Below are 26,616 nucleotides of genomic sequence, written 5' to 3'. Positions count from 1 at the left end.
CATGGAAGAGAGCGGATCATTGACTGCCGGGAAAAGGAGTGCCATGTTAAATTTCCTATTTGGCTGTTGTCCGCTTTATATTATTCCTCTATAATGGTAATCGGGGATAGTGAATGACTATTCATTCAATTCGAACAAGGGGGATGGCTATGAATCTTGTGAAGCGCGTACATCATACGGCGCTCGAGGAACCACAGAAGATTGCCTATCATTTCATGGGGAAAGACACAACTTACGCAGAGTTCGATCAGACCGTCGGGCTTCTGGCGGCCGGTCTGCAGAAAAGCGGCATCGGCAAGGGGGATCATGTCGTCTTCCTGCTTGGAAACACGCCGCACTTCCTGGTTTCGCTGTATGCCACCATGCGCATCGGCGCAACGGCGGTACCGGTGAATCCGATCTACTCACCGGAGGAAATCGCGTTCATCGTCCGCAACAGTGACGCCAAGGCGGTCATTGCACTGGACAAGCTGTTGCCTCTGATCCAGCAGGCATCGGCAGCGTTCCCGGCGGTGGAAAGTTATGTGATCTGTGAAACAGAACCGGGAACAGAGGAGAAGATCGCTTCTCTGCCGGAAGACGTCCGCGGTAAAGTGAAACCGTTTACACACGTGGTCGCTTCGGGCGGTGCTCCTGCGGAAGCAGTTGAAGTGGATGACGATGATACAGCGGTCATCTTGTACACTTCGGGCACGACAGGGAATCCCAAGGGTGCGATGCTCACGCACAAGAACCTGTATTCCAATGCGCGTGACGTTGCCGATTATCTCCAGTTCAGCCCGGATGACCGCGTCGTTGCGACACTGCCGGTGTTCCATGTGTTCGCTCTGACAGTCGTGGTAAACGCGCCACTCCTGCGGGGTGCGCAGATCCTGCTGGTGCCGAAGTTTAGCCCGGCAGACGTGTTCCGTGTCATCCGTGAAAAGGAAGCTACGATATTCGCCGGCGTGCCGACGATGTACAACTTCCTTTATCAGTATCCGGAGGGCAACCCGGAAGACTTCAAGTCGGTCAAGCGCGCCATCTCAGGCGGCTCGTCCCTTCCTGTCGCGCTGCTTCACAACTTCGAGGACAAGTTCAATGTCCGCATCTCGGAAGGATATGGCCTAAGCGAAGCGGCCCCGGTCACTTGCTTCAACCCGCTTGACCGCGAGCGCGTGCCTGGCTCGATCGGCACGAACATCATCAACGTCGAGAACAAGGTAGTTAATGAGTTTGGTGAGGAAGTGCCAGACGGAGGAGTGGGCGAACTTATCGTCCGCGGTCCGAACGTCATGAAAGGCTATTATAAGATGCCGGAAGAGACCGCAGTCGCGCTCCGTAACGGCTGGCTCTACACGGGCGACCTCGCCCGCCGCGACGAAAATGGCTATTTCTACATTGTCGACCGCAAAAAGGACCTCGTTATCGTCGGCGGCTATAACGTCTATCCGCGTGAAGTGGAAGAAGTGCTCTACGCGCATCCGGACGTGGTCGAAGCCGCGGTTGTCGGCGTTCCGGACTCCAATTATGGCGAGGCCATCCAAGCCTATGTGGTGAAGAAGGACGGATCCGCCCTGACGGAAGCAGACCTGAAAGCCTTCAGCGCAGAAAAACTTGCGAAATACAAAATCCCGGCATCCATCGAATTCCTCGATGACCTGCCGAAAAACACGACCGGCAAAATCCTCCGGCGCTCACTGAAGGACATGGCGGTCAATAGTAAGTGATTTGTAGCCCGCGCTTGTCGCGGGCATTTTGTTTGTGCGGGGATGAATCAGGTCGCGAAAGTGACGCAAGTGACCGTGAAAGTGACGATTCATGGCGCGAAAGTGACGATTCAAGCTCCGAAAGTGACGAAAGCGGTGCTGAAAGTGACGAATGATTCCTGGGTTTGCATATCTGATAATGAGGTGCTGTCTTGAAGTATCTTGAAGAAACGATCTTGATCGTGTCCGCTGCATGGATGCTGATCTATTTCTTTTACCCAACAGATTCTCAGCTGTTGCAGCTGGCATTCTGGGCCATCCCGTTTGCCTTGATCTACACGGCGATCCTCATGATCGTCGTAAAGCGGAAACGCGGAACGTGAACGTTTAACTGCAGTATGTTAACGTTTCTCGCTGGTATGTTAACGTCTCACGCCAGTATGTTAACGTCTCAATGAACTATATCAACGTTTCGCCCGCAATTATAGAAGAATATTGTTCCGCAAGTCGAAATAGTTTAGACTTATCAGTAGGTTTTGTTAAAGGGGGAGTTACTGATGAGCAAGAAGAACATTACGGCTGAATCGCTGTTTGACCTTTATTCCGTAGCGAATCCAAATCTGGCGCCAACTGGCGACAGAGCGGTGTTCGTTCGGACGCATATGGACAAGGAAGAAAACAAGTATATTTCGAATCTGTTCCATGTGAATCTGGCATCCGGAGACGTGACGCAGTGGACATACGGCAAGAACCGGGTGAGCAGCCCGGAATGGTCCGCTGACGGCAGCAAGATCGCCTTCCTGTCCGACCGTGACGGCAAGAATCAGCTTTACGTGCTGAGCGCAGCAGGCGGAGAAGCGGAGCGGGTGACCGACTTTGCGAACGGGGTATCGGCATTTGCCTGGTCGCCGTGCGGCAAGAAATTGTGGGTGAACGGAGCGGTCAAGAAAGACAAGTCGTTCACGGACAAGGAAGAGGAGAAAAAAGACAAGAATCCGGAGCCGGTCGTCATCGAGAAGATGAAGTACAAGGCGGACGGGCTCGGTCTCCTTCCTCAAGATATGTTCCGCCAGATCGGTATCGTGGACCTTGAATTGGGAGACGTAACAGCGTTCACGGAAGGCGACCATCAATACGGCCTGAACACGGTGTCCCCTGACGGCAAGAAGGTCGTTTTCAGCGTCAACCGCGCGGAAAACCAGGACTTCGAATTCCGCGGCGCGCTTTACCTCGCAGACGCGGAGTCGAAGGAAGAGACGACGATCATCGACCAGGACGGCTACTACGGTGGTGCGACGTTCTCGCCGGATGGCAAGAAAATCACCTTTATCGGTGCAGACCGCAGGCTGGAGAACGCGACGCACACAGATCTGTATGTCTATGATGTGGAGTCCGGTTCACTCACTGTCCTGACAGAATCGCTCGACGCGCCGGTCGGCGACCTCGTCGCGGCCGACTTCCAGCAGGGCACTGAAACGCCTGCGGCTGTCTGGGCGGGCAATGATGCGCTTTACTTCCAGGTGTCTGTCATGGGCGACGTCCGCCTGTACTACGCGACGCTTGAAGGGGAGCTTTATCCGGCAACTCCTGAAAACGAGCATGTCTACGGCTATGACGTCACAAAAGACGGCAAAACGGCACTCCTTACGGCAAGTAACCCTGTTCACCCAGGTGAGCTATACATGCAGGAAATCACAACGGGCGAACGCAAGGCGCTCACCGCATTCAACGAAAAGTTCATCGAAGAACACGAGATTGCCAAGCCGGAACCGATCGTCTTTAAAGGCCCTAAAGATTGGGATGTCCACGGCTGGATCATGAAGCCGGCCGGATTCGAAGAAGGAAAGAAGTACCCGCTCATCACGGAGATCCACGGCGGGCCGCACACGATGTATGCCAACACGTTCTTCCACGAATTCCAGGTGCTCGCCTCCAAAGGCTACGGCGTACTGTTTGTGAATCCGCGCGGCAGCCACGGCTACAGCCAGGAATTCGTCGACGCGGTGCGCCGCGACTACGGAAACGGTGACTACCAGGACATCATGGCCGGTGTCGATTACGCCATCGAAAACAACGACTGGATCGACACCGAGCGCCTCGGCGTCACGGGGGGCAGCTACGGCGGCTTCATGACGAACTGGATTGTCGGCCATACCGACCGGTTCAAGGCGGCCGTCACCCAGCGTTCGATCTCGAACTGGATCAGCTTCTTTGGGGTATCCGATATCGGTTACTACTTCAGCGAATGGCAGCACGGCGCGGTCATGGATGATGTGGAAGGACTCTGGGACATTTCGCCGCTCAAGTACGCGGCCAACGTCAATACACCTCTCCTCATCCTCCACAGCGAGAAAGACTTCCGCTGCCCGATCGAGCAGGCGGAACAGCTGTTCATCACACTGAAGCACATGGGCAAGGAGACGGTCTTCGTCCGCTTCCCGGAAGCCGACCATAACCTGTCGCGCACCGGCAAGCCAAACCTGCGCATCGAGCGCCTGGATCAGATCACCGGATGGTTCGAGAAGTACCTGTAAGAAAGGGAAGAATCAATTGACCTACACCGAAAACGGTACGACGATCCGCCCGGTCAAAGAAGCGGATCTCCGCCGCATGTGGGAACTCAGCTTCCAGGACAAAGACCCGGAATGGAAAAAGTGGGACGCCCCGTACTATCCGCACGAGCCGATGGAGTGGGAAGCGTTCTATGAGAAGAAAGACAAGCTCGTCGACCAGGACGACTACTGGCTGATCGAGCATGAAGGCACGATCGTCGGCATGGTCGGCTATTACTGGGAGCACAAGCCTTCACTCTGGCTTGAGATGGGCATCGCCATCTACGACCCGGCCTACTGGAACGGGGGCATCGGCACGACCGCCTTCAAGCTGTGGCGGGATCATCTGTTCAACATGATGCCGCTTGTCCGGACGGGGTACACCACCTGGTCCGGCAACGAGCGCATGATCCGGGCAGGCGAGAAGCTTGGCTTCAAGATGGAAGCCCGCATTCGCAAAGTCCGCTACTGGAACGGGACGTACTACGATTCGATCCGGATGGGGATGCTGCGGGAAGAGTGGGAAGAACTCCAGGATAAGTGAGATTTAAAAACAGGCAGGGCCACGGCCCTGCCTGTTTTCTTCTGATAAGATTGAAAGAAAAGAGAGATAGGGGAAAACGGAATGCTTACCGCTTTAATTCACGGGATTGCCCTGGCGTTCGGACTGATCCTTCCGCTCGGCGTACAAAATGTATTTATCTTTAACCAGGGTGCTACGCACCGGAAATTTTCGCGTGCTTTGCCTGCCGTAGTGACCGCCGGCATCTGTGACATGCTGCTCATCCTACTGGCGGTGATGGGCGTGTCGTTGATCGTGTTCAGCTTCGCCTGGCTCAAGAATCTGATTTTCCTTGTCGGCTTCTTTTTCATGGTGTATATGGGCTGGTCGATTTTCAGGAGTGCTCCCGGAAACGGAGAGGGAGAGCGCGAGGCGCTTACCCCAAAGCAGCAGGTCCTGTTTGCGGCTTCGGTCTCCCTGCTTAACCCCCACGCTATCCTTGACCTGATCGGTGTCATCGGGCCGAGCTCTCTGGCATACGAAGGGGACAGGCTTGTCGTATTTACTGCGGCATGCATCAGTGTATCGTTTCTATGGTTTTTCGGCCTGGCTCTGGCCGGCCGGATGATTGGAAGACTGGACACCAATGGACAGATCCTCAGACGGTTTAACCAGATTTCCGGGCTGATCATATGGGGGATTGCCGTCTATTTGGGCATTCAACTTTTGGAAAGCCTCTAGGTCGTGTTCATATGGCTTCCCGGTATAACAAGAAAGAGGCAGCGCATCGATGCGTTGCCTCTTTCTAAATTATTCATACCTTAACGCATCAATCGGGCTCAGCTTGGAGGCTTTATTGGCCGGCAAAATGCCGAATACAATCCCGATCATTGAAGAGAAGAGGATCCCAATGATGACGACGACCGGATTGATGATCGGGGAAAACGGCAGGAACACGGCGGCTACCGCTGTGACGAGTGCCGCAAAACCGATTCCGATCAGTCCCCCGAGTGAAGTCAGCGTCACCGATTCGATCAGGAACTGCCGGAGGATCTGGCCGCGCGTGGCGCCGAGTGCCTTGCGAAGGCCGATTTCTCTCGTGCGTTCCGTGACGGAAACGAGCATGATGTTCATGACTCCGATACCGCCGACAAGAAGCGAGATGCCGGCAATGCTGCTGATGAACAGGGTGATGGTCAGATAGAAGCTGTCGAATTCCTCGACGTAGGCACTCATGTCCTCGGCGACATACATGCCTTCTTCGCTGCCGGTGAGTTCAGTCAGCTTCTCTGCAGCGGCAAAACCGGTTTCCGTGAGGTTGTCGGGCTGGTCAGCGATAACGTTGATCGTATCGATCTCAGGACTCCCGAACATCATGGAAATGAGCGTGCGGGGCATCAGCATCTGGCCATTCGAAAATTCATCCATATGCCGGAACTCCGGTGGAAGCGTGGACTCATACACCCCGACTACCTTGTATGGATTGTCGTTGATGTCGATGATCGCCCCGACGGCTTCTTCATCCGCCGCAAACATATTCTCCCTTGTAAGGGAATCAATCATCGCTACGCGTGAGTAACTGTCATTGTCCCGGGTGTTCAGGCGGCGTCCTTCAAGCAGTGTAAGGTCTTTGGCGATAAAGTACTGGTTGTCGACACCGATGATTTCCATGTCGGCAGTGTGTTCGTTATGGTTCATCGTGCCCCAGCCGCTGTTTGTGCCGAGAACATATTTCACGCCGGCTACTTCTTTCACCGCATCAAGCTGTTCACCGGTCACTGCAGGGGGCTCGACCCACATCATTTCCCCGTTTTCCTCGTACGTGGTCTGTTCAAAGTAGAGGGGGATGGCATTCTCGTCCGTGCTGAACAGGTCATCCGCCATCTGCTGACGGGCGCCGTCGCCGATCGCGACGACAATAATGACGGCGCTGACGCCGATGATGATGCCGAGCATCGTCAGGATAGAACGGATCTTATGGTTCCAGATGGAGGACAGGGCGAGTGCAAAACTTTCCCGGATATTCATGATGTCACCTTCCTGTCATCCACGATCATCCCGTCACGCAAGACGATGATGCGGTCCGTGCAGGCCGCGATCTCTTCTTCGTGGGTGACGATGATGACCGTCTTGCCTTCGCGGTTCAGTTCGGTGAGCAGATCCATGATCTGCGCACCGGTCTTTGAGTCTAGCGCGCCTGTGGGCTCATCCGCCAAAATGACGGTGGGCTGGTTGACCAGGGCGCGGGCGATGGCGACCCGCTGTTTCTGTCCGCCTGACAGTTCGCTCGGCAAATGTCCAGTCCGGTCTTTCAGGCCGACTTTATCCAACAGGCCCAGGGCGCGTTCGGAGCGCTCTTTTTTCGAAACCCCTGCGTAAAGCAGGGGCGTTTCTACATTTTTCTGGGCATTCAGGCGGGGGAGCAGGAAGAACTGCTGGAACACAAAGCCGATATGCCGGTTGCGCAGGCCAGCCAGCTGTTTTTCATTGGCCTGCTTCACATCTTCGCCGTTCAGGGAATAGGTGCCGCCGGTCTGTTTGTCGAGAAATCCGATGATGTTCATCAGCGTCGACTTGCCCGAACCGGACGGGCCCATGATGGCTACGAATTCCCCGTCTCCGATTTCCAGATCAATGCCGCGGAGAACCGGAACAGCAAGACTGCCGCTCCCGTAGGTTTTTGTAATCTGAGAAAGCCTGATCATGTTAGGCCTCCTCCGATTCGTCGGCTTCCGGCTCCGTTTCTTCAGGGGCGTCCACGCCTTCTGCCGGTTCTGCTTCTGTTTCGGTTTCATCCATCATTTCCGGGCCTGCCATGCCTTCATCCGTATTCACGAAATCTGGAACTTCCTGGCCAGGTTCGAGGTTTTTCATCATGATGACGTAAGGGTTCGTGACGACCAAGTCGCCTGGTTCCAGGCCTTCCGCCACGCCGGCAAACTCATCATTCATCTCCCCAAGCACCACGGGGCGCTTTTCAAGAAGGTTATCGGCATTGACCACATAAACAAACTCATTGCCTTCCTCGTCCATATCCAGCGCCATATGAGGAATGGCCAGCTGTTCGCCCTGTTCAAGGTCGGAGACGTTGATTTCCAGTGATACATGGAAACCCTGGCGCAGATCCTTCGTGTCGCCGGCAATGGCAACCGTAAACGGGTACATCGTCACATTGCCGCCGCCTCCGTATTCATCCATGCCGCCCTGGTCACCTTCGGGGAACTGGGAAATTGATTCAATGCTGCCATCCCATGTCTGGTCTTTAAACACTTTGGGCCGGATGACGACGGCCTGTCCTGACTTGACTTTTACCGTATCAAATTCGCTCATCGTCCCGATCACTTTGAACGGGCCGCTCGAAATGATGTGGACGGCCGGCTCTGTGGATCCGTTTTCGGATGGTTCCACATTTTTATTGACCTTTACGACGGTGCCGGCGATCTTGCTTTTGACGGTCAGTTTTGCTTTCTGTATGGCAAGCTCATCAATCGTCTGCTGAGCAGAACTGACTTCATCTTTAATGCCTTCGATATCCAATTCAAGTTGGACGATTTCCTTGGATGCGGCATTCAGTTCTTCTTTCGTGACATCCGGATTTTTCTTCATATCCGTTCGGAGTTTACGCGCTGCCGACAATTCGTCATTCGCGATTGCGAGGCGCTTGTTTGTCAGGTCGCGTGAACGGACGGCTTTATTATATTCACTGTTTACAACAGAATCGTCATATGAAAACAGCGGGGCGTCCGCTTCGACAACTTGGTTTTCCTCTACGAAAAACTCTTTCACTTCACCATTTTCAGCTTCATGGAACACTTTTTGCTCGTCGTTCGGGATGATCTGCCCCGTGACGAGAATGCTCTCACCCAGCTCCTGCATGGCGGCAGGCTGCACCATGACCGGTTCGTCAAGCTCTTCAGATGCACCGGCAAGGAACAGACGGTCCTTAAAGACAAATGCCGCTGTCCCCAGCAGCACGACAGCAAGAACGACAATGCCTGTCCAAATCATTAACTTATTCTTCATGGTTCCCCCTCCATAAATGCTCAGGCGCATCGTTTTCTTTTTATGTGCGCCTTTTATTTTCGCCTGAATCCACTTACGAAACTGGATTTTTGGCATGAAAAAAAGTGCTCCGTCCGCCATTGGTTGATCAGTCAATAAATCTCGAAAAACGGAATGAGCACATTTACTGATGATTATACAATATTTTCCGTAAAAGAAACCATATAAATCGACTATAGTTGATAAGAATCTGACATAATCGATTGTTTTGTTCAATAGACTCGTTCCGAAGGGCCCTTCCTCCATCTATAATGGAGATTCATGCGAGATGTTTTGTTCGAAGGAAGGAAGGGCTTCTTAAATGACTTGGGACGTATTGAATATCATCGGCACCCTTGCCTTTGCCGTCAGTGGCGCCATTGTCGCAATGGATGAAAACTATGATATTTTCGGCGTGATGATTCTGGGATTCACGACAGCATTCGGGGGCGGGACGATCCGCAACCTCCTCATAGGAATTCCCGTGGAGGACATATGGGCACAGGGCAATCTTTTTATACTGGCCTTCGTCGCCATCCTCGTGGTATTTCTGTTTCCGACCCACTGGTGGATCCGTTACTGGAATAGCTGGGGCGTCTTTTCCGATGCGATCGGACTGGCGGCATTTGCCATCCAAGGTGCGCTGATGGCAGTCTATTCCGGATCGTCGCTCGCGGGAGCCATCGTGGCCGCAACTCTGACAGGAGCGGGCGGCGGGATGATCCGTGACGTTTTTGCGGGAAGAAAGCCGATGATCTTCCGGAATGAAATCTATGCACTCTGGGCAGCACTCGGAGGTCTGCTGATCGGCCTTGGCCTGATTGAAGGCGCTTGGATGACAGGCGGCCTGCTGGTTGTGATCGTGCTGCTCCGGATGCTGTCTGTGCAGTTCGCGTGGCAACTGCCGAGACGCTCTCTGTCATAAAGGATCGGGAATGGCGGATGGGAAAGCCCATCCGCCGGGTGAGTATGTGGAAATCGACGAATACACGGCAAGCATCAGGCAGTATGAGGAAATCGCGTGGAAATCCTTTGTACACTAATTGACAGATGGCCCTCCTTGCATTGGCAGAGAGGGCATTTTTGTGGGTAAAGATTTTGGGATTTTGGCAGTGAGTGGTCCTATGTTGGCGAACAATATAGCGAGCAGGAGATATGCCATTTGAATCATCAGGCCGTTATTGAAGTCTGCAACCTCACCGCTGCTTTAATTCTTTTCGCTCATTTCTTACTAAAGTTGAAGGTTTTTCCTCTAACATTTAGAATGTGATATGACAAAAGAGGTTTAAATACGGCATTTCTTTGTCATCAATTTGATTTGAACAGTAGTCTACACCAGCAATTAAAGTGTGAAGATATAGGATAAAGGAGGCCATTCGATGAAAGCAGACTTCGGGAAAGTGGCGAAGGGCTATGCATTGCACAGGAATGACCTGACGGTAAATTTGTTTGACAGTCTGAAGACGAGAGGCCTGACCTTTCATGGACGGGCGGTTGCGGACCTCGGGGCAGGCACCGGCGTGCTGACTCGGATGCTTGTGGAGCATGGGGCAGAGGCAACTGGGGTCGACCCCTCTGCCGAACTGATCCGGGAAGCCCAACTCATCGACTCGGAACTTGGCGAGACCATCCGCTATGTGAACCGGTACGCAGAAGATACCGATCTGCCCGGACAATCTTTTGATGCCGTCACCGCTCTGCGCGCTTGGCACTGGTTTGACGGAGAGGCCGCTCTGAAAGAAGTGAAGAGGATCCTGAAGCCGGGTGGAGATCTCCTGATCATTGACTCCGGATTTGTCAGTGCCGACCCGATTGTGCGAGAAACGATGAGCCTCCTAAAAAAAGAGATACCCGGACGGATCAAGCCCGCCGGAAGAAAAGCTGGCTCCGGACAATTTATCAACAGCTTTCCGGTGGAGTGGTTTGCCGAATGGCAGGCGCACGGATTTGAGCTGAAAGAGCTGTACAACGAGGACTATACGGTGGATTTCACCTTGGATACGTGGTGCGAGCGGATCAAGACGCTCTCATGGATGCTGCATCTGGAAGAAGGAAAACGCAATCAGATTATGGAGAGCCTGAAGCCCCATCTGACCAGGCTGTTCGGAGACCGTGACTATGATGTCGCTCATAAAATCCATGTGGCCATCCTGAAAAATGTCTGAGGGGAATTCAATGCTGAAAAGCAGTCTGGAAAACGGTCTGTTCATGATGGTTGTCATGATTCTTTCGCAGCTGATCTTTTCTCGGGAGATTCAATGGGGAATGGCGTTCGGTGTGAGCCTCCTCGGCACTGTGTTTTATTTCGTTTGGGAATGGGCCAAGGTGCCTTACGACTGGAAAAAGCGAAGTGGAGATTGAGCGGCATCCGTACAGGCGATGGTATACTTGTTCTGACAACTGTTTGACCAGAGGAGCGAAAGTTCGTGTTTATTACTGATGGAGCCAAAAAACTTTTGGATGAATATCTGGCCGCGCACGGCCTGGGTGGATTGCGGCTGACAGTAGAAACGGGCGAGTTCGGCCCCCAGTTCGCCATCACCTTCGATGAGCCGCAGGAGTTCGATGTCGTACAGGAGATCAAGGGGATTCGTGTGGCAATCGATGCCCAACTGAGCGATACGGACCTTCTGACGCTTGATGTCGAGGAGACTCCGGAAGGCCGTGGCCTGGTGCTGCGGAGCTAACGTGCAAAAAAAGCAGGAGCGATCCCATCGGGTGCTCCTGCTTTTTATATGCGGTTTTATGGAAGTAAGTAAGTGCTCAGTTCCTCTTTTAATGAATGATTGAACTGGACCCATTGGTCAAGGTCATGATGCTTGAGCTTTTTTGCAAGATTCGGCTTGATGCCGATTAGCTTAATGACATTTCCAGTCATGAATTTCAGCGTTTTCACCAGTTGGATGAATTTTTCGATACCGCCCTCATGCACTTCTCCCACTGCGGTCAGATCAAAAAGGATGACTTCATAATTCCCCCTGAAGACGGATTGGAGGCTGCTTTCGGATATCGTATTGATCTTGTCCGCTGTGATGTCGCCGAACAGGGGAATCATGCACAGCGTGTCGGACAGCGGAATAAACGGTCCGGACAGTTGGTCCAGACGTTTGAGGACGTTTTCCAGTTCTTCTTTTTTCTCAAGAAGTTCAAAGTCGGATGAGGCCAGGCGCTGCTGGATGTCGCTTAGTTTCTGGATCAGCTCTTCATTGGAGCTGTCTTTCGGCTGGAACACCATGCCGGCCTGATTGTCCGGCCCCCACTGAAGGTGGACGTCGAACAGGACTAGCGGATCTTCTTTTGTCTTCATATTCAGCTCCATCTTGACCGGGTCCTGTCCGGCCTCCGAACTCATCCGCCCAAACTTGCTTATCGATTCCTCATCGACCAAAGATCGGATGTGCCCGCTGCTCAGGTCGAACTGATCTTCGGCAAGAGCCGAATAGCCGACAATTCTTCCGTCCCTGTTAACTTTCAAGTACGGGAGGGGAAGGGGTAGGGTTAATTGTTCCACTTTGCTGTCCTCCCGTCGCATAGTTGTGAATCCATCTTTCTGTTTCCGGCAAGTTCTGGACAATGACCGTATTTGCGGAACCGTATGAGCGAAGATCGTACATTCCCGTCAGGCGTCCTCCTATAAGAACAGTGGGATTTTCCGGCAGCCGGCTGAAAGCTTCTGTGTACTCCTTTAGCTTGGGCAGATGATACACAATGCTGACGGATAGCCCGATGACGTCCGGCTTCCAGCTTTCCGCTGTCTGAAGGGCGTATTCCAGCGGCAGGCTCGGCCCGAAATACCGGGTTTCCCAGCCCTGTTCCTGAAACAGGCTGTCGGCCATTTTCAGGCCGAGATAATGCTGTTCACCGTCGAGACACAGGAACATCGCCTTGCCGGAAGTTGAATCTTTTCTGCGGTTGAACGACAGTTTTGACAGAATGAAATCACACGTCGCGGTTGCCAGGTGTTCATCGGCCACTGTGATTTCATTGGTTTCCCATAGGTGGCCAATATGCCGCATGGCAGGGGTAAGGAGGTTGTGATAAATCGCGGGCCTGGTTGTTTCGGGATAATCCCCAATACATGCCCAGGCCTTGTCCACATCTCCTTCAAGCAGGCAGAAAGCGAGCGTTTCAGCGTGTTTCATTTTTCACCTCTTCAGTGCGGGGGTCTTCCTCAAGAGTTTGGACGGCGTTTGACAGGAATAAGCGGTAACTTTCGGCCTGTTCACTTTTGTCTTCCACGAGCAGGGACCGGATGATTTCAAAGTTATCGGTAAGGTGCTTCGTCTTCATGGCGTGTCTGGTTAATATTCCGTTGAGCCAGACCGCATAGTCGGTGAAAATTTTAGTATCATTCAGCTCATAGGCGGTCTGGAGATGCTTCATATGATGATGGTTATCTTCCCGGCACTTGGCTTTTCCACGTTCGCCAAATCGTTCAAGGAGGGCCGGCTCGAGTTCATAGATCTTTTCGGTTACCTGATTGACGATTTCATCAACGTTCACTTGGCCACCACCTTGAACTTGGACACCTTCGGAATGATGGAGGCGAGCTCCTGATCCGGATACTTCTTCTCCAGTTCATGGATCCGGCGGAAGTCCTCGCTCCGTGCCCAGTTTAAATAATTTTCTTTTGTATCGAATATCAGCTGCACCGTCAGCTCACCGGGACGGCGGTCGTTCTGCAACAGCAGGAAATCGACAAATCCTTCGGCCCGGTCGACCAGACGGGAGCGGTTTTGATAGATCCCGATGACTTCCTCCGATTTTTCCGGGGGAACATCAAATGTTGAAAAGACGGTGTACATCAGTTTTCCCCCTTTTTCTAGCAAATCGTGTCTTGTAAGCTTACCATAATGAGCGTTCGGTGGCGCCCAATCCGAATTGTGCGGGCGTAAAAAGGGCAGGAGCATCCAAACGAATGCGCCTGCCCTTTTTAAATTCAGACCCAGTCAAACAGCCGGCCGAATGATCGGCCGATCCACATCAGCATCCCCCACAGGAGCCTGAACGGCCAGACAAGCAGTTCAGGGAACCACAGAAAGAATTCCGTAATGGCGCTTCTGTCCTTTTTCCTCTTCTGGCCTTGCCCGTCCTGTTCCTGTCCGTTCATCAGCTGATCTCCTCCTGTTTGGTTTCTTCTTATTAATCATTACGGTTAACTGAGGAAAAAGGTTTCATTATCCTGTGGGAATTATCGAACAATTTGTTCTGTCAGGATTGACAAGTAAGTCAGAGCCTTCATACAATAAATTTAAACATTCAAACGAATATCATAATGAGGTGAAGCCATGACATCCGAGAAGGTCAGCAACCTGTCCAAAGATACATGTGATACTTTTTCCTGCGACGAAGAGAAAGTTACCCGCATCCGGGCGAAAATAGACCAGGTCAGCGGTGTCGAGATGATTTTCAAGGCATTGTCTGATGCCACCCGGCTGAAGATTGCCTATGCGCTTACATTGGAGAAAGAACTGTGCGTCTGTGACGTGGCCAACATCATCGGTGCCACGACCGCGACGGCGTCGCACCATTTGAGGCTGCTCCGGAACATGGGGCTTGCCAGATACCGCAAGGAAGGCAAGATGGTGTTTTATTCGCTGGAAGACGATCACGTTCGCCAGCTGGTCTCCATCGCGATGATTCACGAAAAAGAAGGGATCCGCCATGGAAGATAACCGGAACGTCTACCGGCTGCAGGGACTGTCCTGCACCAACTGTGCGGCCAAGTTCGAGAAAAACATCCGTGCCATCGAAACGGTAGAAGATGTCCAGCTTAACTTCGGGGCGATGAAAATTACGGTCAAGGGCGACGCTTCCATCGCGCAGCTGGAGAAGGCGGGTGCGTTCGACGGCATCAAAGTGTATCCGGAACGGGAGCGGCTGGAGAAGACGGATCCATTCTGGAAAAAGCGCGAAAACATTGCGGCGATGATCTCCCTCGCGTTCATCATCGCGGGGTATGTCGCCTACTTCCAAGTGGGGGAAACGAGTCCGGTGACCATCGGGCTGTTCGCTTTAGCGATCGTCATCGGCGGGTTCGGCCTGTTCAAAGTCGGGCTGCAGAACCTGACGAAGCTCGAGTTCGACATGAAGACGCTCATGACGGTGGCAGTCATCGGAGCGGCCCTGATCGGCGAGTGGGCAGAGGGAGCGGTCGTCGTGTTCCTCTTCGCGGTCAGCGAAGCGCTTGAAGCGTACTCGATTGACAAGGCCCGCCAGTCGATCAAGGCGCTGATGGACATCGCGCCAAACCGCGCCACGGTCAGGCGCGGCACGGAAGTCATGGAAATCGACGTGGAAGATGTCCAAATCGGCGACGTCATGCTGATCAAGCCCGGCCAGAAGCTGGCGATGGACGGCGAAGTCATCCAGGGGCAGTCTTCCATCAACCAGGCCGCCATCACCGGGGAGTCAATCCCCGTCCATAAGACTGCCGGGGACGAAGTGTTTGCCGGCACCCTGAACGAAGAAGGGGCTCTGGAAGTCCGTGTCACCAAACGGGCGGAGGACACGACGATCGCCAAGATCATCCACCTGGTGGAAGAAGCACAGGCGGAACGCGCCCCTTCCCAGCAGTTTGTCGACAAGTTCGCGAAATACTATACGCCAGCCATCATGGTCATCGCTTTGCTGGTGGCGGTCATCCCGCCTCTGATGTTCGGTGCTTCCTGGTCCGAGTGGGTGTACAGCGGGCTCGCGGTCCTCGTCGTGGGCTGCCCTTGCGCGCTCGTCATCTCCACGCCTGTTGCGATTGTGACCGCCATCGGGAACGCCGCCAGAAAAGGCGTCCTGATCAAAGGCGGCATCCATCTGGAAGAGACCGGAAAGCTGAAAGTGGTCGCCTTCGACAAGACAGGTACCCTTACAGAAGGGAAACCTGTTGTCACAGACATCGTGACCCTGTCGGAAATGGGCACCAATGAAATGCTGGCTGTATCAAAAGCGATCGAGTCCTACTCACAGCACCCGCTTGCTTCGGCGATCGTGCGCAAAGCGGAGGAAACCGGGGCAGAAACCATTCAGGCGGCCGATTTCCAGTCGATCACGGGCAAAGGCGCGAAAGCTGCGATCGGAAACGAAACCTACTACATCGGAAGCCCGAACCTGTTTGATGAACTCCTTTCTGTCCCGGCCGATGTGTCCCGGCAGGTAAAGGACCTTCAGAAGCAGGGCAAAACCGTCATGCTGCTGGGGACCGGACAGGAAGTTAAAGGCCTTGTCGCTGTGGCCGACCAGGTCAGGAAGAGCAGTGCAGCGATCATAAAGAAACTCCACAAGCTGGGAATCGAGAAAACCGTCATGCTGACGGGGGATAACGAGGCTACCGGTCAGGCAATCGGACGCCAATTGGGCCTGAGTGAAACGAGGGCCGAACTGATGCCTGAAGACAAGCTGAACTTTATTAGAACGCTGCGCAGCCAAAACGGAAATGTCGCGATGGTCGGCGACGGCGTCAATGACGCACCGGCACTGGCCGCATCCACGGTCGGAATCGCCATGGGCGGTGCCGGCACGGACGCCGCGCTCGAAACGGCGGATGTCGCCCTCATGGCAGACGACCTGGATAAACTTCCGTATACGATTGCCCTGAGCAGGAAGACGCTGACGATCATCAAGCAGAACATCATCTTCGCCATATTGGTGAAGGTTGCAGCGCTGCTTCTGGTCGTCCCGGGCTGGCTTACGCTCTGGCTCGCCATCTTCGCCGACATGGGAGCGACCGTGATTGTCGTCCTGAACTCCCTTAGATTGCTGAAAACCAAAGAATAAAAATAGCAGGCCGGGAAGACATATGCGTCTTCCCGGCCTGCTTCTTCGTTTTACTCTCCCAGTGCTTCCTCGATACAGGCGGAATGCGGGGGATAGCCCAGTTCTTCTGCTTCTCCCAGTGTCGAATCCTCAATGAAATTGGTCGGGTCCGATTCCTCGAAGCAGGAAGGCGCGATATACGTTTTATGATGATGGTCCAAGATGACTCTTGAATCCGAGCGGTTGTCCTGGAAAATAAAGAAAGCCGCTGCGGCAAGAACGACGAGCAATATGAGTGCGAAGACCAGCACCTTCAAGTTTTTTCGCATGTTTTTCTCCTCCAGTGGCTGAAATTCAAGCCAAGCATAACATGGCGACCGTCCTGAAAACCGTATGTGCCCAACATGTTCGAAAACTGTCAAAAACCGCTGAAGAACCTGTAGGTTACAGCTTTTCGGCGGTTTCTTTGGTGTTCGAGTTCAAAAGGATGACGCCGCCGATGATGAGCAGCAGGCCGGCAATTTTAAGGGGTCCGAACAGTTCATCCCAGAAAAGCACCCCGAGCAGTGCGGTGAGGGCGGTGCCCAGTCCGGCCCAGATGGCGTAGGCGAGACTAAGCGGAACGGTCTTCAGGCAGAGAGACAGGCAGTAGAAAGACAACCCGTAACCGGCTGCGACACCGAGTGACGGCAGAAGGACGGTGAACCCATCCGACAGCTTCAGCATCGCGGTGCCGAAAACTTCCGTGATGATTGAAATCGTAAGATAGAGATAGCCTTTCATTCGGCACCTCCGATATTCAGCAGAATGACGCCCGCGATGATCATGGCGAGTCCGGCGAGTTTCCGTCCGTCGAACCCTTCCTTATACACGATGACGCCGACCATGGCGGTAAGGGCGGTGCCGAGTCCCGACCATACGGCGTATGTCAGGCCGAGGGGCAGTGTCAGAAGCGTCAGCGACAGAGCGTAGAAGGCGAAGCCGTAGCCTGCAATGACGCCGAGCGTCGGCAGGGGCTTCCGGAATCCGTCAGTCGCCTTCAGAAGCGAACTGCCGGCCACTTCGCTGATGATGGCGGCCAGCAGGAGGATGTAGGCATTCATGGCATTCCCTCTCTTTTCTTCTCACTAAAACTGTACCTCTTGAGTGTGAATTTGCAAAGAGATTGAACGCAGGATCGTTGTGAGAGCCCGGCAAACCGGGAAATGTGTGCAGTTTCGGTGGACTTTCGGAATTTGCGTTTGACGGTGTAAAGGAAGGAAAGCATATAACTAAGGATCACAGGAAAGGAGAGTTCAAGATGAACAAATATATCAGGTTCGGAATCATGATCGCGACGTCGACCCTTCTGATGTATGGATTGATGTACTTAAATACCTTTAAGCTCGATCATATTTTCTTCAGCGAGACACGGGCGTATATGGCGCTGATCATGGGATCGGTGATGGCGATCGTCATGATGCTGTTTATGTGGAAGATGTATGACAAGCGCAAATGGAACATCACGATACTGGCAGCCAGTGCAGCGGTGTTGGGCTTGTCTCTTTGGCTGGTGAGGAGCCAGGCGACGGTCGAGGATACTTCCTGGATGAGGGCAATGATTCCGCACCATTCCATTGCGATCCTCACGAGCGAGCGGGCGACGATCAAAGACCCGCGTGTAAGGAAGCTGGCCGACGACATCATCAAAGCCCAAAGGGAAGAGATCGCAGAGATGAAGAAGCTGATTGAAGATCTGGAAGAGAAGGAAGATTGATGTTTGGAGGAGGACCATACGGTAGGAAAAAGAGGAGCCGGCGGCTCCTCTTTTTTGTCATGCCCGAGAGTTCCCGTAATCGTAGAAGAAAGTGCATCATTTCTTGACATTCGAGCGGTACGATGATGACAGGACATGGGGAAGGAGGGGCGTGCGTGTACGGGCTTTTTTCACAAATCAGTGCCTGGATCAGCGGGCCATTCAACACCTTGTCCTATACCTATTCGAGCCAACCGCTCTTATTTGCCCTGCTGTTGGGAATCATTGGCGCCGTTGCGCCGTGCCAGCTCACGGGCAACATCAGTGCCATCACATTCTATGGCAGCCGGACGCTCCGGAGTCGGACAGACTGGATGGATGTAGGCGCCTTTATTTTGGGTAAGGTTGTCGCATTCACCTTGCTTGGAGTATTTGCCTGGGGGTTCGGCAGGGCGTTCCAGGATCAGGTCATTGAGTATTTTCCCGCCATCCGAAAAGCGATCGGACCCATCATCGTGTTGGGCGGATTGGTCATGTTGGGTGTATTCAAAATGAAATGGCTGAACCGGCTGACGGCCAGGATTCCACAGCCGTTGAGAAAAGGAAGGACCGGATCATTCATGATGGGCGCCATGTTCTCCATTGCATTTTGCCCGACAATGTTTGTGCTGTTCTTCCTATCGCTCATCCCGACGGTCATCAGCACTTCCTACGGACTGATTTTGCCGGCGGTGTTCGGGGTGGCCACATCGCTTCCGATTTTGATCGTTTTGGGAATCATGGAGTTTTTGCATCTTGGCGGGAGCGCGATAAAGACAGGCAGGAAGATCGGCTCCATTGTCCAGAAAACCGCAGGAATGCTCTTGGTGGTGTTCGGCCTGCTGGACACGGTGACCTACTGGACGATCTGACCATCAGGGTCTGAGAGGGATAAGGAGAGAGGAAAAATGAAGAAAGTCTGTTTGTTGAGTGCAGGATTGCTCCTCGGATTGGCGGGATGTTCAAACCCGTTTGCCAATCAGCAGGACGGGCCATCCGCTGACCGCGGACATATGCAGCAGGAGGGGCATCAAGGGATGCACCACGGCCAGCAGGATGATGGCGGAATGGAAGGCATGATGGGAATGGAAGGGCATATGGACCATGACAACATCACGCCGCTCCGGGCTTCCGAAGGGACGCAGGAGCTGGCCATCCCTCCGCTGCTGAAAAGGGAGAAAAATGCAGACTACGACTATGAGGTGGTCGCACAAGCCGGCGCCACACCGTTTTTTGACGGGGTGTCCACGCAAACCTTCGGATACAACGGGGATTTGCTCGGGCCGACAATGAGGCTGAAAGAGGGAGAGACTGTCCGGGTCAAAGTCAGGAATGAGCTGGCTGAACCGACCACATTCCATTGGCACGGACTTGAAGTTCCCGGCGCTGCCGATGGTGGGCCGAGCGATGAGATCCAGCCGGGTGAAAGCAAGATCGTCACCCTGAAGGCGGACCAGCCGGCGGCCACGCTCTGGTATCACCCGCATCCGCACGAATTGACCGCGAAACAGGTGTTCAAAGGGCTTGCCGGGATGCTCTATGTGGAGGAAGCAGATGGATCCGCGTCCGGACTTCCTGATGAGTACGGAGTGGATGACATCCCGCTGATCTTCCAGGACCGGTTGTTCAATGACGAACAGCAGCTCGACTATGAGGAACTGATGAATCGTGACGGGACTGTCGGTGACGTCTCACTTGTGAACGGGACACTCCATCCGAAACTGACGGTCGAAAAGCCGCAGATGCGGTTCCGGATTTTGAACGGGGCAAATGCCCGGAATTATACGCTGCGCCTCAGCAACGGTGCCAAGTTCAGGCAGATCGCCTCGGACGGCGGGATGCTGGATGAACCTGTCGAGATGGAAGAAATCACACTTTCCGCTTCGGAGCGGGCGGAAATCCTCGTCGATTTCTCAGAGATGGATGTTGATGAACCGCTCTCGATTGTCGACGGGGACGGAACGGTCCTGTTGCCGTTGGATTTGGCATTTGATCCGGGAGCAGTGGAAGCCAAGCCGTCATCCTGGGAATCCGGCGAGCCGTTTGTGACGGAGGAAGAAAAAGCGCTGCCGGTCTCCAAGGAGATTGAATTGTTCGGGATGATGGAGATGGTTACGATCAATGGCAAGAAGTTCGACCCGGACCGGATCGACTTGAGGCAGGAAAAAGGTGTCACCGAAGTGTGGGAAGTCTATAACAAACCGGATATGATGGGCGGCATGATCCATCCGTTCCACATCCATGGAACACAGTTTAAAATTCTTTCCCGGGACGGCAAAGAGCCGGCACCGAACGAACGCGGCTTAAAAGACAGCGTGCTGATCGAGCCCGGGGAGCGGGTCAGGCTGCTCGTGACGTTCCCGGAGAAAGGGATCTATATGTACCACTGCCATATTCTTGAACATGAAGACAACGGAATGATGGGGCAGGTGGAGGTGTACTGAGAACAGCTATACAGAAAAGCAGGGGCTGGGCTGTCTGAAAAGTCGGATTCAGCTCCCGATATGGCAAACGGCACGGACGCCGGGAGACACCTGCGGGAAAAGCCGGGCTGTCGAGACCTGCTTCACGCAGGGCTCGGCGCCGGCCCGCGGTAAGCGACCAGAGTCCGTGCCGTTTGCTGTTTTTATCGTGTTCATGACTTTTTGGACAGCCACTGCTAGTTTTTGGTTGCGGGCTTTTCCCCTCAAGCCGGCATCGGCGTCGGGGTTGGCTCTGCGAATCCTTCATTGTATTTCTCGTCAATATGGTTGCGGATCTCTTTGAGGGACTTGCCTTCTTGTGCCATGTTGATGGATTCCACGGCAATTTCCAGGCAGACCGGGCAGCGGGTGCCGTGATCGTCCCAGACGATGGCGCCGTCTTCCTGAACTTCGGATACAAAGCAGTTGAGGTTGCTGTTGTGGCCTGCACTTTCCCCGCATCCGCAGTAGCACGGGATCCATTCAAGAAGATCGGAGGCGGAACCGGCAGCCTGATAAATCACCCGCATGTCCTCCGGTTTGTCATCAAGGAAACTCGGCAGCATTGCTGCAGACGCCGTAGTTTCTTGTAGATCTCCGTTCGGCAGGCGTGTCTGATTCCCGGTTTCCGCGGTCTCCGAGACCATCTCTTCGTGGCTCTCAGGTTCTGTTCCGGTTTCGTTGCTGCAGGCAGCCAGGAAAAGGGAAAGCGCGGCTGCACCGTATATGAATGATTGTTTGATTTGATTTCACTCCTTGAACGGGTCTTCATCGTGGAACAGAGCCGTATCCCGGACACTGTCCAAAAGGCTGCCCCCGTTACTTCCCGGACAGTTCTTCCTCTGTGACCCATTTATGATTTTTTACTACTTCCTCGCTGTTTTTTGGCACAAAGTCGACCATATAGACGGTTGTCTGTTCGGCAGAGTCGATGGTCGCAGTCGCGCCGTCCATGCCCGGCATGTGGTCAGCGGTGATCGTGACTTCCTCTCCCGGTTCAAGGGTGGCTTCACCCGGGTCTTCCAACTCTTCATGGACAACCCATTTATGATCTTCCACCGGCTCGCCGCCATCAGCAGGCGTGTAGGTCACCGAGTACGCGGTGGTTGAATACGCCCCGCTGACCGTCGCCTCTACCCCGTCCATGCCCGGCATGTGGTCGGCATTCATCATGACCTTACTGCCGACCGGGTATGCCGGATCTTCCGCTTCCGTCAGACCGTCCGGAACTTCCCCTGAAGAACTGCCATGCATGGCATGGGAATCGTGGCTTCCGCCGGAGTCCTGTTCAGACGATGGACCGGTCTGCTGAATGGCTGGCGTGTCGTCTTCCGCGGTGTCTGTCCCTGACTGGCAGCCTGCAAGAATGAGGGCAAACGCACATGTGGCAGCAATCGGTTTCCATTGCCAAAAGGTCATAGGTTTCGGCCTCCTTTTTGATCACCTCCAACGATACCCATCTTTCATGCAGGTTCTGTGCAGAACCGGTGAAAACTTGTCGAGAGATTTCTGCACAGAAAGTCCATATACCTGATATAGAATAGAATGGAAACCGGCTGAAGGGAGGTTGTGTTGTGTTCAGTAAGCTGTCGATCCGGCTGGGCCTGATCTTATTCGGTATTCTGATGGTCATGGAACTGCTGCTCTACGTGGGCCTGTATGTGTTTCTTGTGGATGAGCGGGTCGATGAAGTATCGGGGCAGTTGCTGGCAAGGGGAAACACCCATCGGGATGTACTGGAAGACACTTATGACGAAACCACCTTGAGCCATGTTACGGTCATGGAGTCGGCATCGGATTTTATCGTGGTCATCACGGATGCGGAAGGCGAAGTCATCAGGCAGTCCGGCCCGGCCGATCCCGCTTTGACAAAGACAATCCGTGCTGCCGATGATGAGTCCGTTCCGCACGCCGGCCGGGTGATCGAATCAGACTGGAGAGAAAATAAATACATCGCCACTGACAGCCCAATCACGATCGGGGAGAGGCATTACGGACATGTCTATATGTTCGCGCCCACTTCGATCATCCGGGAGATGCTGGGAGAACTTGGCGGGCGTTTCCTGACGGTCGGGATTTTGTCGCTTCTGCTCACTTTGCTGGTCATTCCGTTTTTGACACGGTTCATCACAAGGCCGCTTCTCCGGATGAAGCGGGTGACGGAGCAACTCGCGATGGGGGGTCATCCTGCCGGCCTGGATACCGGACGCCAAGATGAACTGGGCGATCTGGCAAGGTCCATCGGGAAGCTTTCCAAAGACTTGGACCGCTTGAAAAACGAACGGAACACGTTTCTGGCCAGTGTGGCACATGAGCTTCGTACACCGATGACGTACATCCAGGGGTATGCGGACCTTGCCATGAAGCCGGGTGTCAGTGACGAGGCACGCGGGAAATACAGTGCGATCATCCGGGAGGAAGCCCGTCATTTAAGCAAGCTGGTCGGCCAATTGTTCGAGCTGGCCCGCCTGGACCAGAATGACTTCACGGTCAGATTGTCCCCGGTGAGGCTATCCACACTTGCGGATTCGGTGCTTTCACTGGTGAGGCCCGCGTTCGAAGAAAAGGGGGTCGGGCTGTCATGCGACATTCCGGACCGCTTGGTCGTGAGGCTGGACCCGACACGCTTCCAGCAAGTGCTCTTGAATCTGTTGGATAACGCCCTGAAGCATACACCGGCAGGAAAGCAGGTGCGCCTGCGGGCGATAGCTTTAAAAGACTCGGTCAGGGTGGAAGTGGAAGATGAAGGGGAAGGAATTCCCGAAGACGAACTTTCGACGGTGTTCGAACAGTTTTACCGGGTGGATAAGTCCAGGTCAAGAAAAAGTGGCGGTACCGGATTGGGACTTGCAATCGTCAAGGAAATCATTGAGGCACACGGCGGACAAATCCGGGCGCATCGTAAGCCCGCCGGCGGGACTGTCATGACCATATCGCTTGAGAAGGAGGGAGACGATGGCACGCATACTTCTGGTTGATGATGAGCCGATGATGTTGGATCTTCTTCAATTGTTCCTGGAACCGCACGGCTTTGACTGCCTGAAAGCAGAGTCGGGTGAAGAGGCGCTTAAAATCGGGGAGCAGACGGATCTGCACCTTGTGATTTTGGATATCATGATGCCGGACATGGACGGGTGGGCGGTATGCAGGGAAATCCGCCGCAGAACCGCCGACCTTCCGATTCTGATGCTGACGGCCATGGGGGAAACGGCGGATATCGTGAAGGGGCTGGAAACCGGAGCGGATGATTATATGGCCAAGCCATTTGAAGAAGAGGAACTCGTCGCCCGCGTCCGCGCCCTTCTTCGCCGGTCCGGACGGCAGGATGTCCTTGAAACAGAGGGTCTCGTCTGGGAACGCGACCGCTTCAGGCTCAAATTTCACGGTACGGACATCCGTCTGACGCCGAAAGAGTTTGAGCTTCTCGGTTTGCTCATGAGGGAACCGGGCCGCGTGTTTGATCGGGAAACGCTGCTGGGGCATGTTTGGGGATGGGATACGGAAACCGAGGGAAGGACGGTCGATTCCCATATCCGCAACCTCCGCGAGAAAATCAGGTGTTCCGGATTCCCGATCGACCGCCATCTCCTTACGGTCCGGGGAGTCGGTTACAAGTGGGATACAAGAGGAGAATAAAAAAGCAGGAGGCGATGGGGCCTCCTGCTTTTTGCATCTTTTTCTTATGCGGCGTTTCTGCATGCCTCTGCGCACTTCTGGCACGCCTCTGCGCATTTCTGGCAGTGATCGTGGTCGTGCTTCCGGCATTCTTTAGCGCACGCCTCGCAGATTTCTGCGCAGACTTTTGCGAGCTGCGAGACAAACGGTGAGTTGCGAGTGATTGCCGCTTCCAGGTAAGAGCAGATATCCGCACATTCCCGGTCCAGACGGATGCATTCAGCCATCATTTTGACGTCTTCTTCCTTCAGGCATGCGTCAAAACAATGGTTGCATGCAGCCATGCATTCATGGAGTGTTTTCAGAAGTTCCTGATGCTGTTCGTGTGGCATGTGATCAACCTCCTGGTTTGTAATGGGTTCTTCAGTTGTCTGTGTTCCCTCAATGTGAACGCCGGAAAACCTCAAATGCAAAAGTGCACCAAAACTCCTTTGAAAATGCAAACAGCATGCAGACTGCGGCAACTGTTCTTGTAAAACATCATTCCATCTATTAAAATAATTCAGACAAGATAGAATGTTTCTGAAGGGAGAGGTTTTCATGTTTGCTTCGCTGACGCCGATCGATTGGAAGAGAAGAGCGGTCAAGTATTATCCGGATAAGATTGCGGTGATCGATGAAGATAAGGAATTTACGTATAGAGAGTTCGCGGAGCGCGCGGACCGGCTGTCCATTGCCTTGCACAATGCCGGCATCCGCGAGGGGGACCATGTCGCGGTCATGCTGCCGAACACGCACTATATGCTCGAATGCTTCTATGGCATCTGCCAGATCGGGGCGGTCATGGTGCCGCTCAATTACCGGATTTCGCCTTCGGATATGGAGTATATCCTGAACCACAGCGATTCCAAGATGCTCATCGTCGACGAGGAGTTCACGGCACCGATCGCAGAAATCCAGGACAAGCTGGGCTTCGACAAGTTTGTCGTCGTGAAAGTGGACGGAGCGGAGCACGGCCTGCCTGCCAAGGATTATGAGTCATTCATCGGGGACGTGCCGGAAGATGCGAAGGTGCCCGAGGTGGAAATCGATGAGAACCAGCTGCTCACGTTGAACTATACGAGCGGCACAACGTCCCGTCCAAAGGGCGTCATGCTGACGCACCGCGGCAATTACCTGAACGCGGCGAACTTCATGTACCACCTGAGCGTGAAGCATGACGACGTCTACCTCCATACGCTCCCGATGTTCCATGCGAACGGCTGGGGCGGGGTTTGGGCGATCACCGCGGCAGGAGCGACGCATGTGTGCTTGCGGAAGGTCGTGCCGTCTACTATTCTCGACTTGTTCGAAGACAAGAAGATCAGCCTGCTGTGCGGCGCTCCGACAGTCGTCAATATGCTCGTAAATGAACCGAAGGCCCAGGAAGTGAAGATCTCGACAAAGCCGCGCATGGCGACGGCAGGCTCCCCGCCGGCGGCAGCACTGATCCAGCGCGCACAGGATTTGCTCGGTCTTAATATGATGCACGTCTACGGTCTCACCGAGACGTCGCCGTTCATCCTGTACAATGAGTGGAAAGCGGAGTTCGACGGGAAGTCCGCAGACGAGCAGGCGGCGATCAAGGCGCGCCAGGGCATCGAGCTGGCCTTTAACGGCGAAACGAAAGTGGTCCGCGAAGACGGCACCGAAGTCGCCTGGGACGGAATGGAACTTGGCGAGATCGTCACACGGGGCAACGTCGTCATGGACGGTTACTACAAGGATCCCGAAAAGACCGCCGAAGCAATCAAAGACGGCTGGTTCCATACCGGTGACCTTGCCGTCACATTCCCGGACGGCTACATTGAGATCCGCGACCGCGCCAAGGACATGATCATCTCGGGCGGTGAGAACATCTCCTCGACCGAGATCGAAGGCGTCCTCTACAAGCACGCCTCCGTCCTGGAAGCGGCCGTCATCGCCGTGCCGGACGAGAAGTGGGGCGAAGTGCCGAAGGCGATTGTCGTCCTGCATGAGGACCGCGCGGCGACCGAACAGGAGATCATCCAGTTCTGCCGCGACAACATGGCCCACTTCAAGGCACCGAAGTCGGTCGAAATCGTCAATGCCCTCCCGAAAACCGCAACCGGGAAACTCCAGAAGTTCAAGCTGCGGGAAATGTACTGGGAAGGCGCGACGAAAGTGAACTGAATAAATGGAAGGAAGCCCCGGACGGGTGTCCGGGGCTTTA

General features: G+C 54.0%; 32 protein-coding genes. 18 read left to right on the top strand and 14 right to left on the bottom strand.

The window, feature by feature from the left end:
• Positions 1–149: 149 nt before the first annotated feature.
• The 6 genes from AC6CHQ_RS09540 to AC6CHQ_RS09515 all read left to right on the top strand — a co-directional run bounded on the left by AC6CHQ_RS09540 (position 150) and on the right by AC6CHQ_RS09515 (position 5,483).
• Positions 150–1,709: a fatty acid--CoA ligase family protein gene (locus AC6CHQ_RS09540; protein WP_498081431.1), complete on the top strand. Its 1,560-nt coding sequence runs from the start codon at positions 150–152 to the stop codon at positions 1,707–1,709.
• A gap of 42 nt (positions 1,710–1,751) precedes the next feature.
• Complete coding sequence (locus AC6CHQ_RS09535) at positions 1,752–1,904, top strand: hypothetical protein (RefSeq protein WP_177168411.1); 153 nt, start codon at positions 1,752–1,754, stop codon at positions 1,902–1,904.
• Positions 1,901–2,071, top strand: a complete 171-nt coding sequence (locus AC6CHQ_RS09530; protein WP_177168410.1) for a hypothetical protein — start codon at positions 1,901–1,903, stop codon at positions 2,069–2,071. Before AC6CHQ_RS09535 ends, AC6CHQ_RS09530 begins: the two co-directional genes overlap by 4 nt.
• 174 nt (positions 2,072–2,245) lie before the next feature.
• Positions 2,246–4,222, top strand: a complete 1,977-nt coding sequence (locus AC6CHQ_RS09525; RefSeq protein ID WP_498081430.1) for a S9 family peptidase — start codon at positions 2,246–2,248, stop codon at positions 4,220–4,222.
• A 16-nt stretch (positions 4,223–4,238) separates the two neighbouring features.
• Positions 4,239–4,784, top strand: coding sequence for a GNAT family N-acetyltransferase (locus AC6CHQ_RS09520; RefSeq protein WP_498081429.1), 546 nt, complete (start codon positions 4,239–4,241; stop codon positions 4,782–4,784).
• Between the two features lie 81 nt (positions 4,785–4,865).
• Entirely contained in the window at positions 4,866–5,483 is a 618-nt protein-coding gene (locus AC6CHQ_RS09515) for a LysE/ArgO family amino acid transporter (protein WP_251240435.1), read from the top strand.
• 69 nt (positions 5,484–5,552) lie between these two features.
• Here AC6CHQ_RS09515 and AC6CHQ_RS09510 read toward each other — a convergent pair whose 3' ends face one another.
• Genes AC6CHQ_RS09510 through AC6CHQ_RS09500 form a run of 3 tightly spaced genes read right to left on the bottom strand, consistent with a single transcriptional unit; the run spans position 5,553 to position 8,765 of the window.
• Positions 5,553–6,770, bottom strand: coding sequence for an ABC transporter permease (locus tag AC6CHQ_RS09510; RefSeq protein ID WP_498081428.1), 1,218 nt, complete (start codon positions 6,768–6,770; stop codon positions 5,553–5,555).
• The gene (locus tag AC6CHQ_RS09505; RefSeq protein WP_498081427.1) at positions 6,767–7,447 is read right to left on the bottom strand and encodes an ABC transporter ATP-binding protein; all 681 of its coding nucleotides are present in this window, start codon (positions 7,445–7,447) and stop codon (positions 6,767–6,769) included. The genes AC6CHQ_RS09510 and AC6CHQ_RS09505 overlap by 4 nt, the downstream gene beginning before the upstream one ends.
• Before the next feature lies 1 nt (position 7,448).
• Positions 7,449–8,765 carry an efflux RND transporter periplasmic adaptor subunit gene (locus tag AC6CHQ_RS09500; RefSeq protein WP_498081426.1) on the bottom strand — a complete coding sequence of 439 codons (1,317 nt, stop codon included), beginning with the start codon at positions 8,763–8,765 and terminating at the stop codon, positions 7,449–7,451.
• 340 nt (positions 8,766–9,105) lie between these two features.
• On the opposite strand from AC6CHQ_RS09500, the gene AC6CHQ_RS09495 reads away from it, so the two are divergent.
• The 4 genes from AC6CHQ_RS09495 (at position 9,106) to AC6CHQ_RS09480 (ending at position 11,470) form a co-directional block, all read left to right on the top strand.
• Positions 9,106–9,708, top strand: coding sequence for a trimeric intracellular cation channel family protein (locus AC6CHQ_RS09495; protein WP_498081425.1), 603 nt, complete (start codon positions 9,106–9,108; stop codon positions 9,706–9,708).
• A 454-nt stretch (positions 9,709–10,162) separates the two neighbouring features.
• A complete protein-coding gene (locus tag AC6CHQ_RS09490) occupies positions 10,163–10,948 on the top strand; it encodes a class I SAM-dependent methyltransferase (RefSeq protein WP_498081424.1) in 786 nt (261 codons plus the stop codon).
• Positions 10,949–10,958: 10 nt separating this feature from the next.
• Positions 10,959–11,144 (top strand): hypothetical protein, encoded by a 186-nt coding sequence (locus tag AC6CHQ_RS09485; RefSeq protein WP_498081423.1) that lies wholly within the window; start codon positions 10,959–10,961, stop codon positions 11,142–11,144.
• A 65-nt stretch (positions 11,145–11,209) separates the two neighbouring features.
• Positions 11,210–11,470, top strand: a complete 261-nt coding sequence (locus AC6CHQ_RS09480) for an adhesin (RefSeq protein WP_498081422.1) — start codon at positions 11,210–11,212, stop codon at positions 11,468–11,470.
• Positions 11,471–11,526: 56 nt separating this feature from the next.
• Here the strand turns inward: AC6CHQ_RS09480 and AC6CHQ_RS09475 are convergent, their stop codons facing one another.
• The 5 genes from AC6CHQ_RS09475 to AC6CHQ_RS09455 all read right to left on the bottom strand — a co-directional run bounded on the left by AC6CHQ_RS09475 (position 11,527) and on the right by AC6CHQ_RS09455 (position 13,893).
• The gene (locus AC6CHQ_RS09475) at positions 11,527–12,294 is read right to left on the bottom strand and encodes an STAS domain-containing protein (RefSeq protein ID WP_498081421.1); all 768 of its coding nucleotides are present in this window, start codon (positions 12,292–12,294) and stop codon (positions 11,527–11,529) included.
• On the bottom strand, positions 12,248–12,925 hold the full coding sequence (locus tag AC6CHQ_RS09470) for a cobalamin B12-binding domain-containing protein (RefSeq protein WP_498081420.1): 678 nt from the start codon (positions 12,923–12,925) through the stop codon (positions 12,248–12,250). The genes AC6CHQ_RS09475 and AC6CHQ_RS09470 overlap by 47 nt, the downstream gene beginning before the upstream one ends.
• Positions 12,912–13,286 carry a hypothetical protein gene (locus tag AC6CHQ_RS09465; RefSeq protein WP_498081419.1) on the bottom strand — a complete coding sequence of 125 codons (375 nt, stop codon included), beginning with the start codon at positions 13,284–13,286 and terminating at the stop codon, positions 12,912–12,914. The genes AC6CHQ_RS09470 and AC6CHQ_RS09465 overlap by 14 nt, the downstream gene beginning before the upstream one ends.
• On the bottom strand, positions 13,283–13,588 hold the full coding sequence (locus AC6CHQ_RS09460) for an antibiotic biosynthesis monooxygenase family protein (protein WP_498081418.1): 306 nt from the start codon (positions 13,586–13,588) through the stop codon (positions 13,283–13,285). Before AC6CHQ_RS09460 ends, AC6CHQ_RS09465 begins: the two co-directional genes overlap by 4 nt.
• Positions 13,589–13,722: 134 nt before the next feature.
• Positions 13,723–13,893 carry a hypothetical protein gene (locus AC6CHQ_RS09455; RefSeq protein ID WP_498081417.1) on the bottom strand — a complete coding sequence of 57 codons (171 nt, stop codon included), beginning with the start codon at positions 13,891–13,893 and terminating at the stop codon, positions 13,723–13,725.
• Positions 13,894–14,071: 178 nt separating this feature from the next.
• Between AC6CHQ_RS09455 and AC6CHQ_RS09450 the strand changes: the two genes are divergently transcribed.
• Both AC6CHQ_RS09450 and AC6CHQ_RS09445 read left to right on the top strand, forming a co-directional pair.
• Positions 14,072–14,458 carry an ArsR/SmtB family transcription factor gene (locus AC6CHQ_RS09450; RefSeq protein WP_498081416.1) on the top strand — a complete coding sequence of 129 codons (387 nt, stop codon included), beginning with the start codon at positions 14,072–14,074 and terminating at the stop codon, positions 14,456–14,458.
• Positions 14,448–16,553: a heavy metal translocating P-type ATPase gene (locus AC6CHQ_RS09445; protein WP_498081415.1), complete on the top strand. Its 2,106-nt coding sequence runs from the start codon at positions 14,448–14,450 to the stop codon at positions 16,551–16,553. Before AC6CHQ_RS09450 ends, AC6CHQ_RS09445 begins: the two co-directional genes overlap by 11 nt.
• A 50-nt stretch (positions 16,554–16,603) precedes the next feature.
• On the opposite strand, the gene AC6CHQ_RS09440 is transcribed toward AC6CHQ_RS09445, so the two are convergent.
• From AC6CHQ_RS09440 to AC6CHQ_RS09430, 3 genes are all read right to left on the bottom strand, one after another.
• A complete protein-coding gene (locus tag AC6CHQ_RS09440) occupies positions 16,604–16,861 on the bottom strand; it encodes a hypothetical protein (RefSeq protein WP_498081414.1) in 258 nt (85 codons plus the stop codon).
• A 115-nt stretch (positions 16,862–16,976) separates the two neighbouring features.
• Complete coding sequence (locus AC6CHQ_RS09435) at positions 16,977–17,315, bottom strand: DMT family transporter (protein ID WP_498081413.1); 339 nt, start codon at positions 17,313–17,315, stop codon at positions 16,977–16,979.
• Positions 17,312–17,635, bottom strand: coding sequence for a DMT family transporter (locus AC6CHQ_RS09430; RefSeq protein ID WP_498081412.1), 324 nt, complete (start codon positions 17,633–17,635; stop codon positions 17,312–17,314). The genes AC6CHQ_RS09435 and AC6CHQ_RS09430 overlap by 4 nt, the downstream gene beginning before the upstream one ends.
• Before the next feature lie 197 nt (positions 17,636–17,832).
• On the opposite strand from AC6CHQ_RS09430, the gene AC6CHQ_RS09425 reads away from it, so the two are divergent.
• From AC6CHQ_RS09425 to AC6CHQ_RS09415, 3 genes are all read left to right on the top strand, one after another.
• Positions 17,833–18,288, top strand: coding sequence for a DUF305 domain-containing protein (locus AC6CHQ_RS09425; protein WP_498081411.1), 456 nt, complete (start codon positions 17,833–17,835; stop codon positions 18,286–18,288).
• Between the two features lie 155 nt (positions 18,289–18,443).
• Positions 18,444–19,178 (top strand): urease accessory protein UreH domain-containing protein, encoded by a 735-nt coding sequence (locus AC6CHQ_RS09420; protein WP_498081410.1) that lies wholly within the window; start codon positions 18,444–18,446, stop codon positions 19,176–19,178.
• 36 nt (positions 19,179–19,214) lie between these two features.
• Positions 19,215–20,750, top strand: a complete 1,536-nt coding sequence (locus tag AC6CHQ_RS09415; protein WP_498081409.1) for a multicopper oxidase family protein — start codon at positions 19,215–19,217, stop codon at positions 20,748–20,750.
• Between the two features lie 242 nt (positions 20,751–20,992).
• On the opposite strand, the gene AC6CHQ_RS09410 is transcribed toward AC6CHQ_RS09415, so the two are convergent.
• Together AC6CHQ_RS09410 and AC6CHQ_RS09405 are read right to left on the bottom strand one after the other, a co-directional pair.
• Positions 20,993–21,511, bottom strand: coding sequence for a PCYCGC motif-containing (lipo)protein (locus AC6CHQ_RS09410; RefSeq protein ID WP_498081432.1), 519 nt, complete (start codon positions 21,509–21,511; stop codon positions 20,993–20,995).
• A gap of 76 nt (positions 21,512–21,587) precedes the next feature.
• Positions 21,588–22,187, bottom strand: coding sequence for a YdhK family protein (locus tag AC6CHQ_RS09405; protein WP_498081408.1), 600 nt, complete (start codon positions 22,185–22,187; stop codon positions 21,588–21,590).
• Between the two features lie 155 nt (positions 22,188–22,342).
• On the opposite strand from AC6CHQ_RS09405, the gene AC6CHQ_RS09400 reads away from it, so the two are divergent.
• Both AC6CHQ_RS09400 and AC6CHQ_RS09395 read left to right on the top strand, forming a co-directional pair.
• Complete coding sequence (locus AC6CHQ_RS09400; protein ID WP_498081407.1) at positions 22,343–23,746, top strand: sensor histidine kinase; 1,404 nt, start codon at positions 22,343–22,345, stop codon at positions 23,744–23,746.
• The gene (locus AC6CHQ_RS09395; RefSeq protein ID WP_498081406.1) at positions 23,724–24,404 is read left to right on the top strand and encodes a response regulator transcription factor; all 681 of its coding nucleotides are present in this window, start codon (positions 23,724–23,726) and stop codon (positions 24,402–24,404) included. Before AC6CHQ_RS09400 ends, AC6CHQ_RS09395 begins: the two co-directional genes overlap by 23 nt.
• A 44-nt stretch (positions 24,405–24,448) precedes the next feature.
• On the opposite strand, the gene AC6CHQ_RS09390 is transcribed toward AC6CHQ_RS09395, so the two are convergent.
• Positions 24,449–24,775, bottom strand: coding sequence for a four-helix bundle copper-binding protein (locus AC6CHQ_RS09390; RefSeq protein ID WP_498081405.1), 327 nt, complete (start codon positions 24,773–24,775; stop codon positions 24,449–24,451).
• A gap of 208 nt (positions 24,776–24,983) precedes the next feature.
• Between AC6CHQ_RS09390 and AC6CHQ_RS09385 the strand changes: the two genes are divergently transcribed.
• The gene (locus tag AC6CHQ_RS09385) at positions 24,984–26,576 is read left to right on the top strand and encodes a long-chain-fatty-acid--CoA ligase (protein WP_498081404.1); all 1,593 of its coding nucleotides are present in this window, start codon (positions 24,984–24,986) and stop codon (positions 26,574–26,576) included.
• Positions 26,577–26,616: the final 40 nt, after the last annotated feature.

The organism is Bhargavaea sp. GQ12 (assembly GCF_059758705.1).
This window is presented reverse-complemented; position numbering and strand designations above follow the sequence as displayed.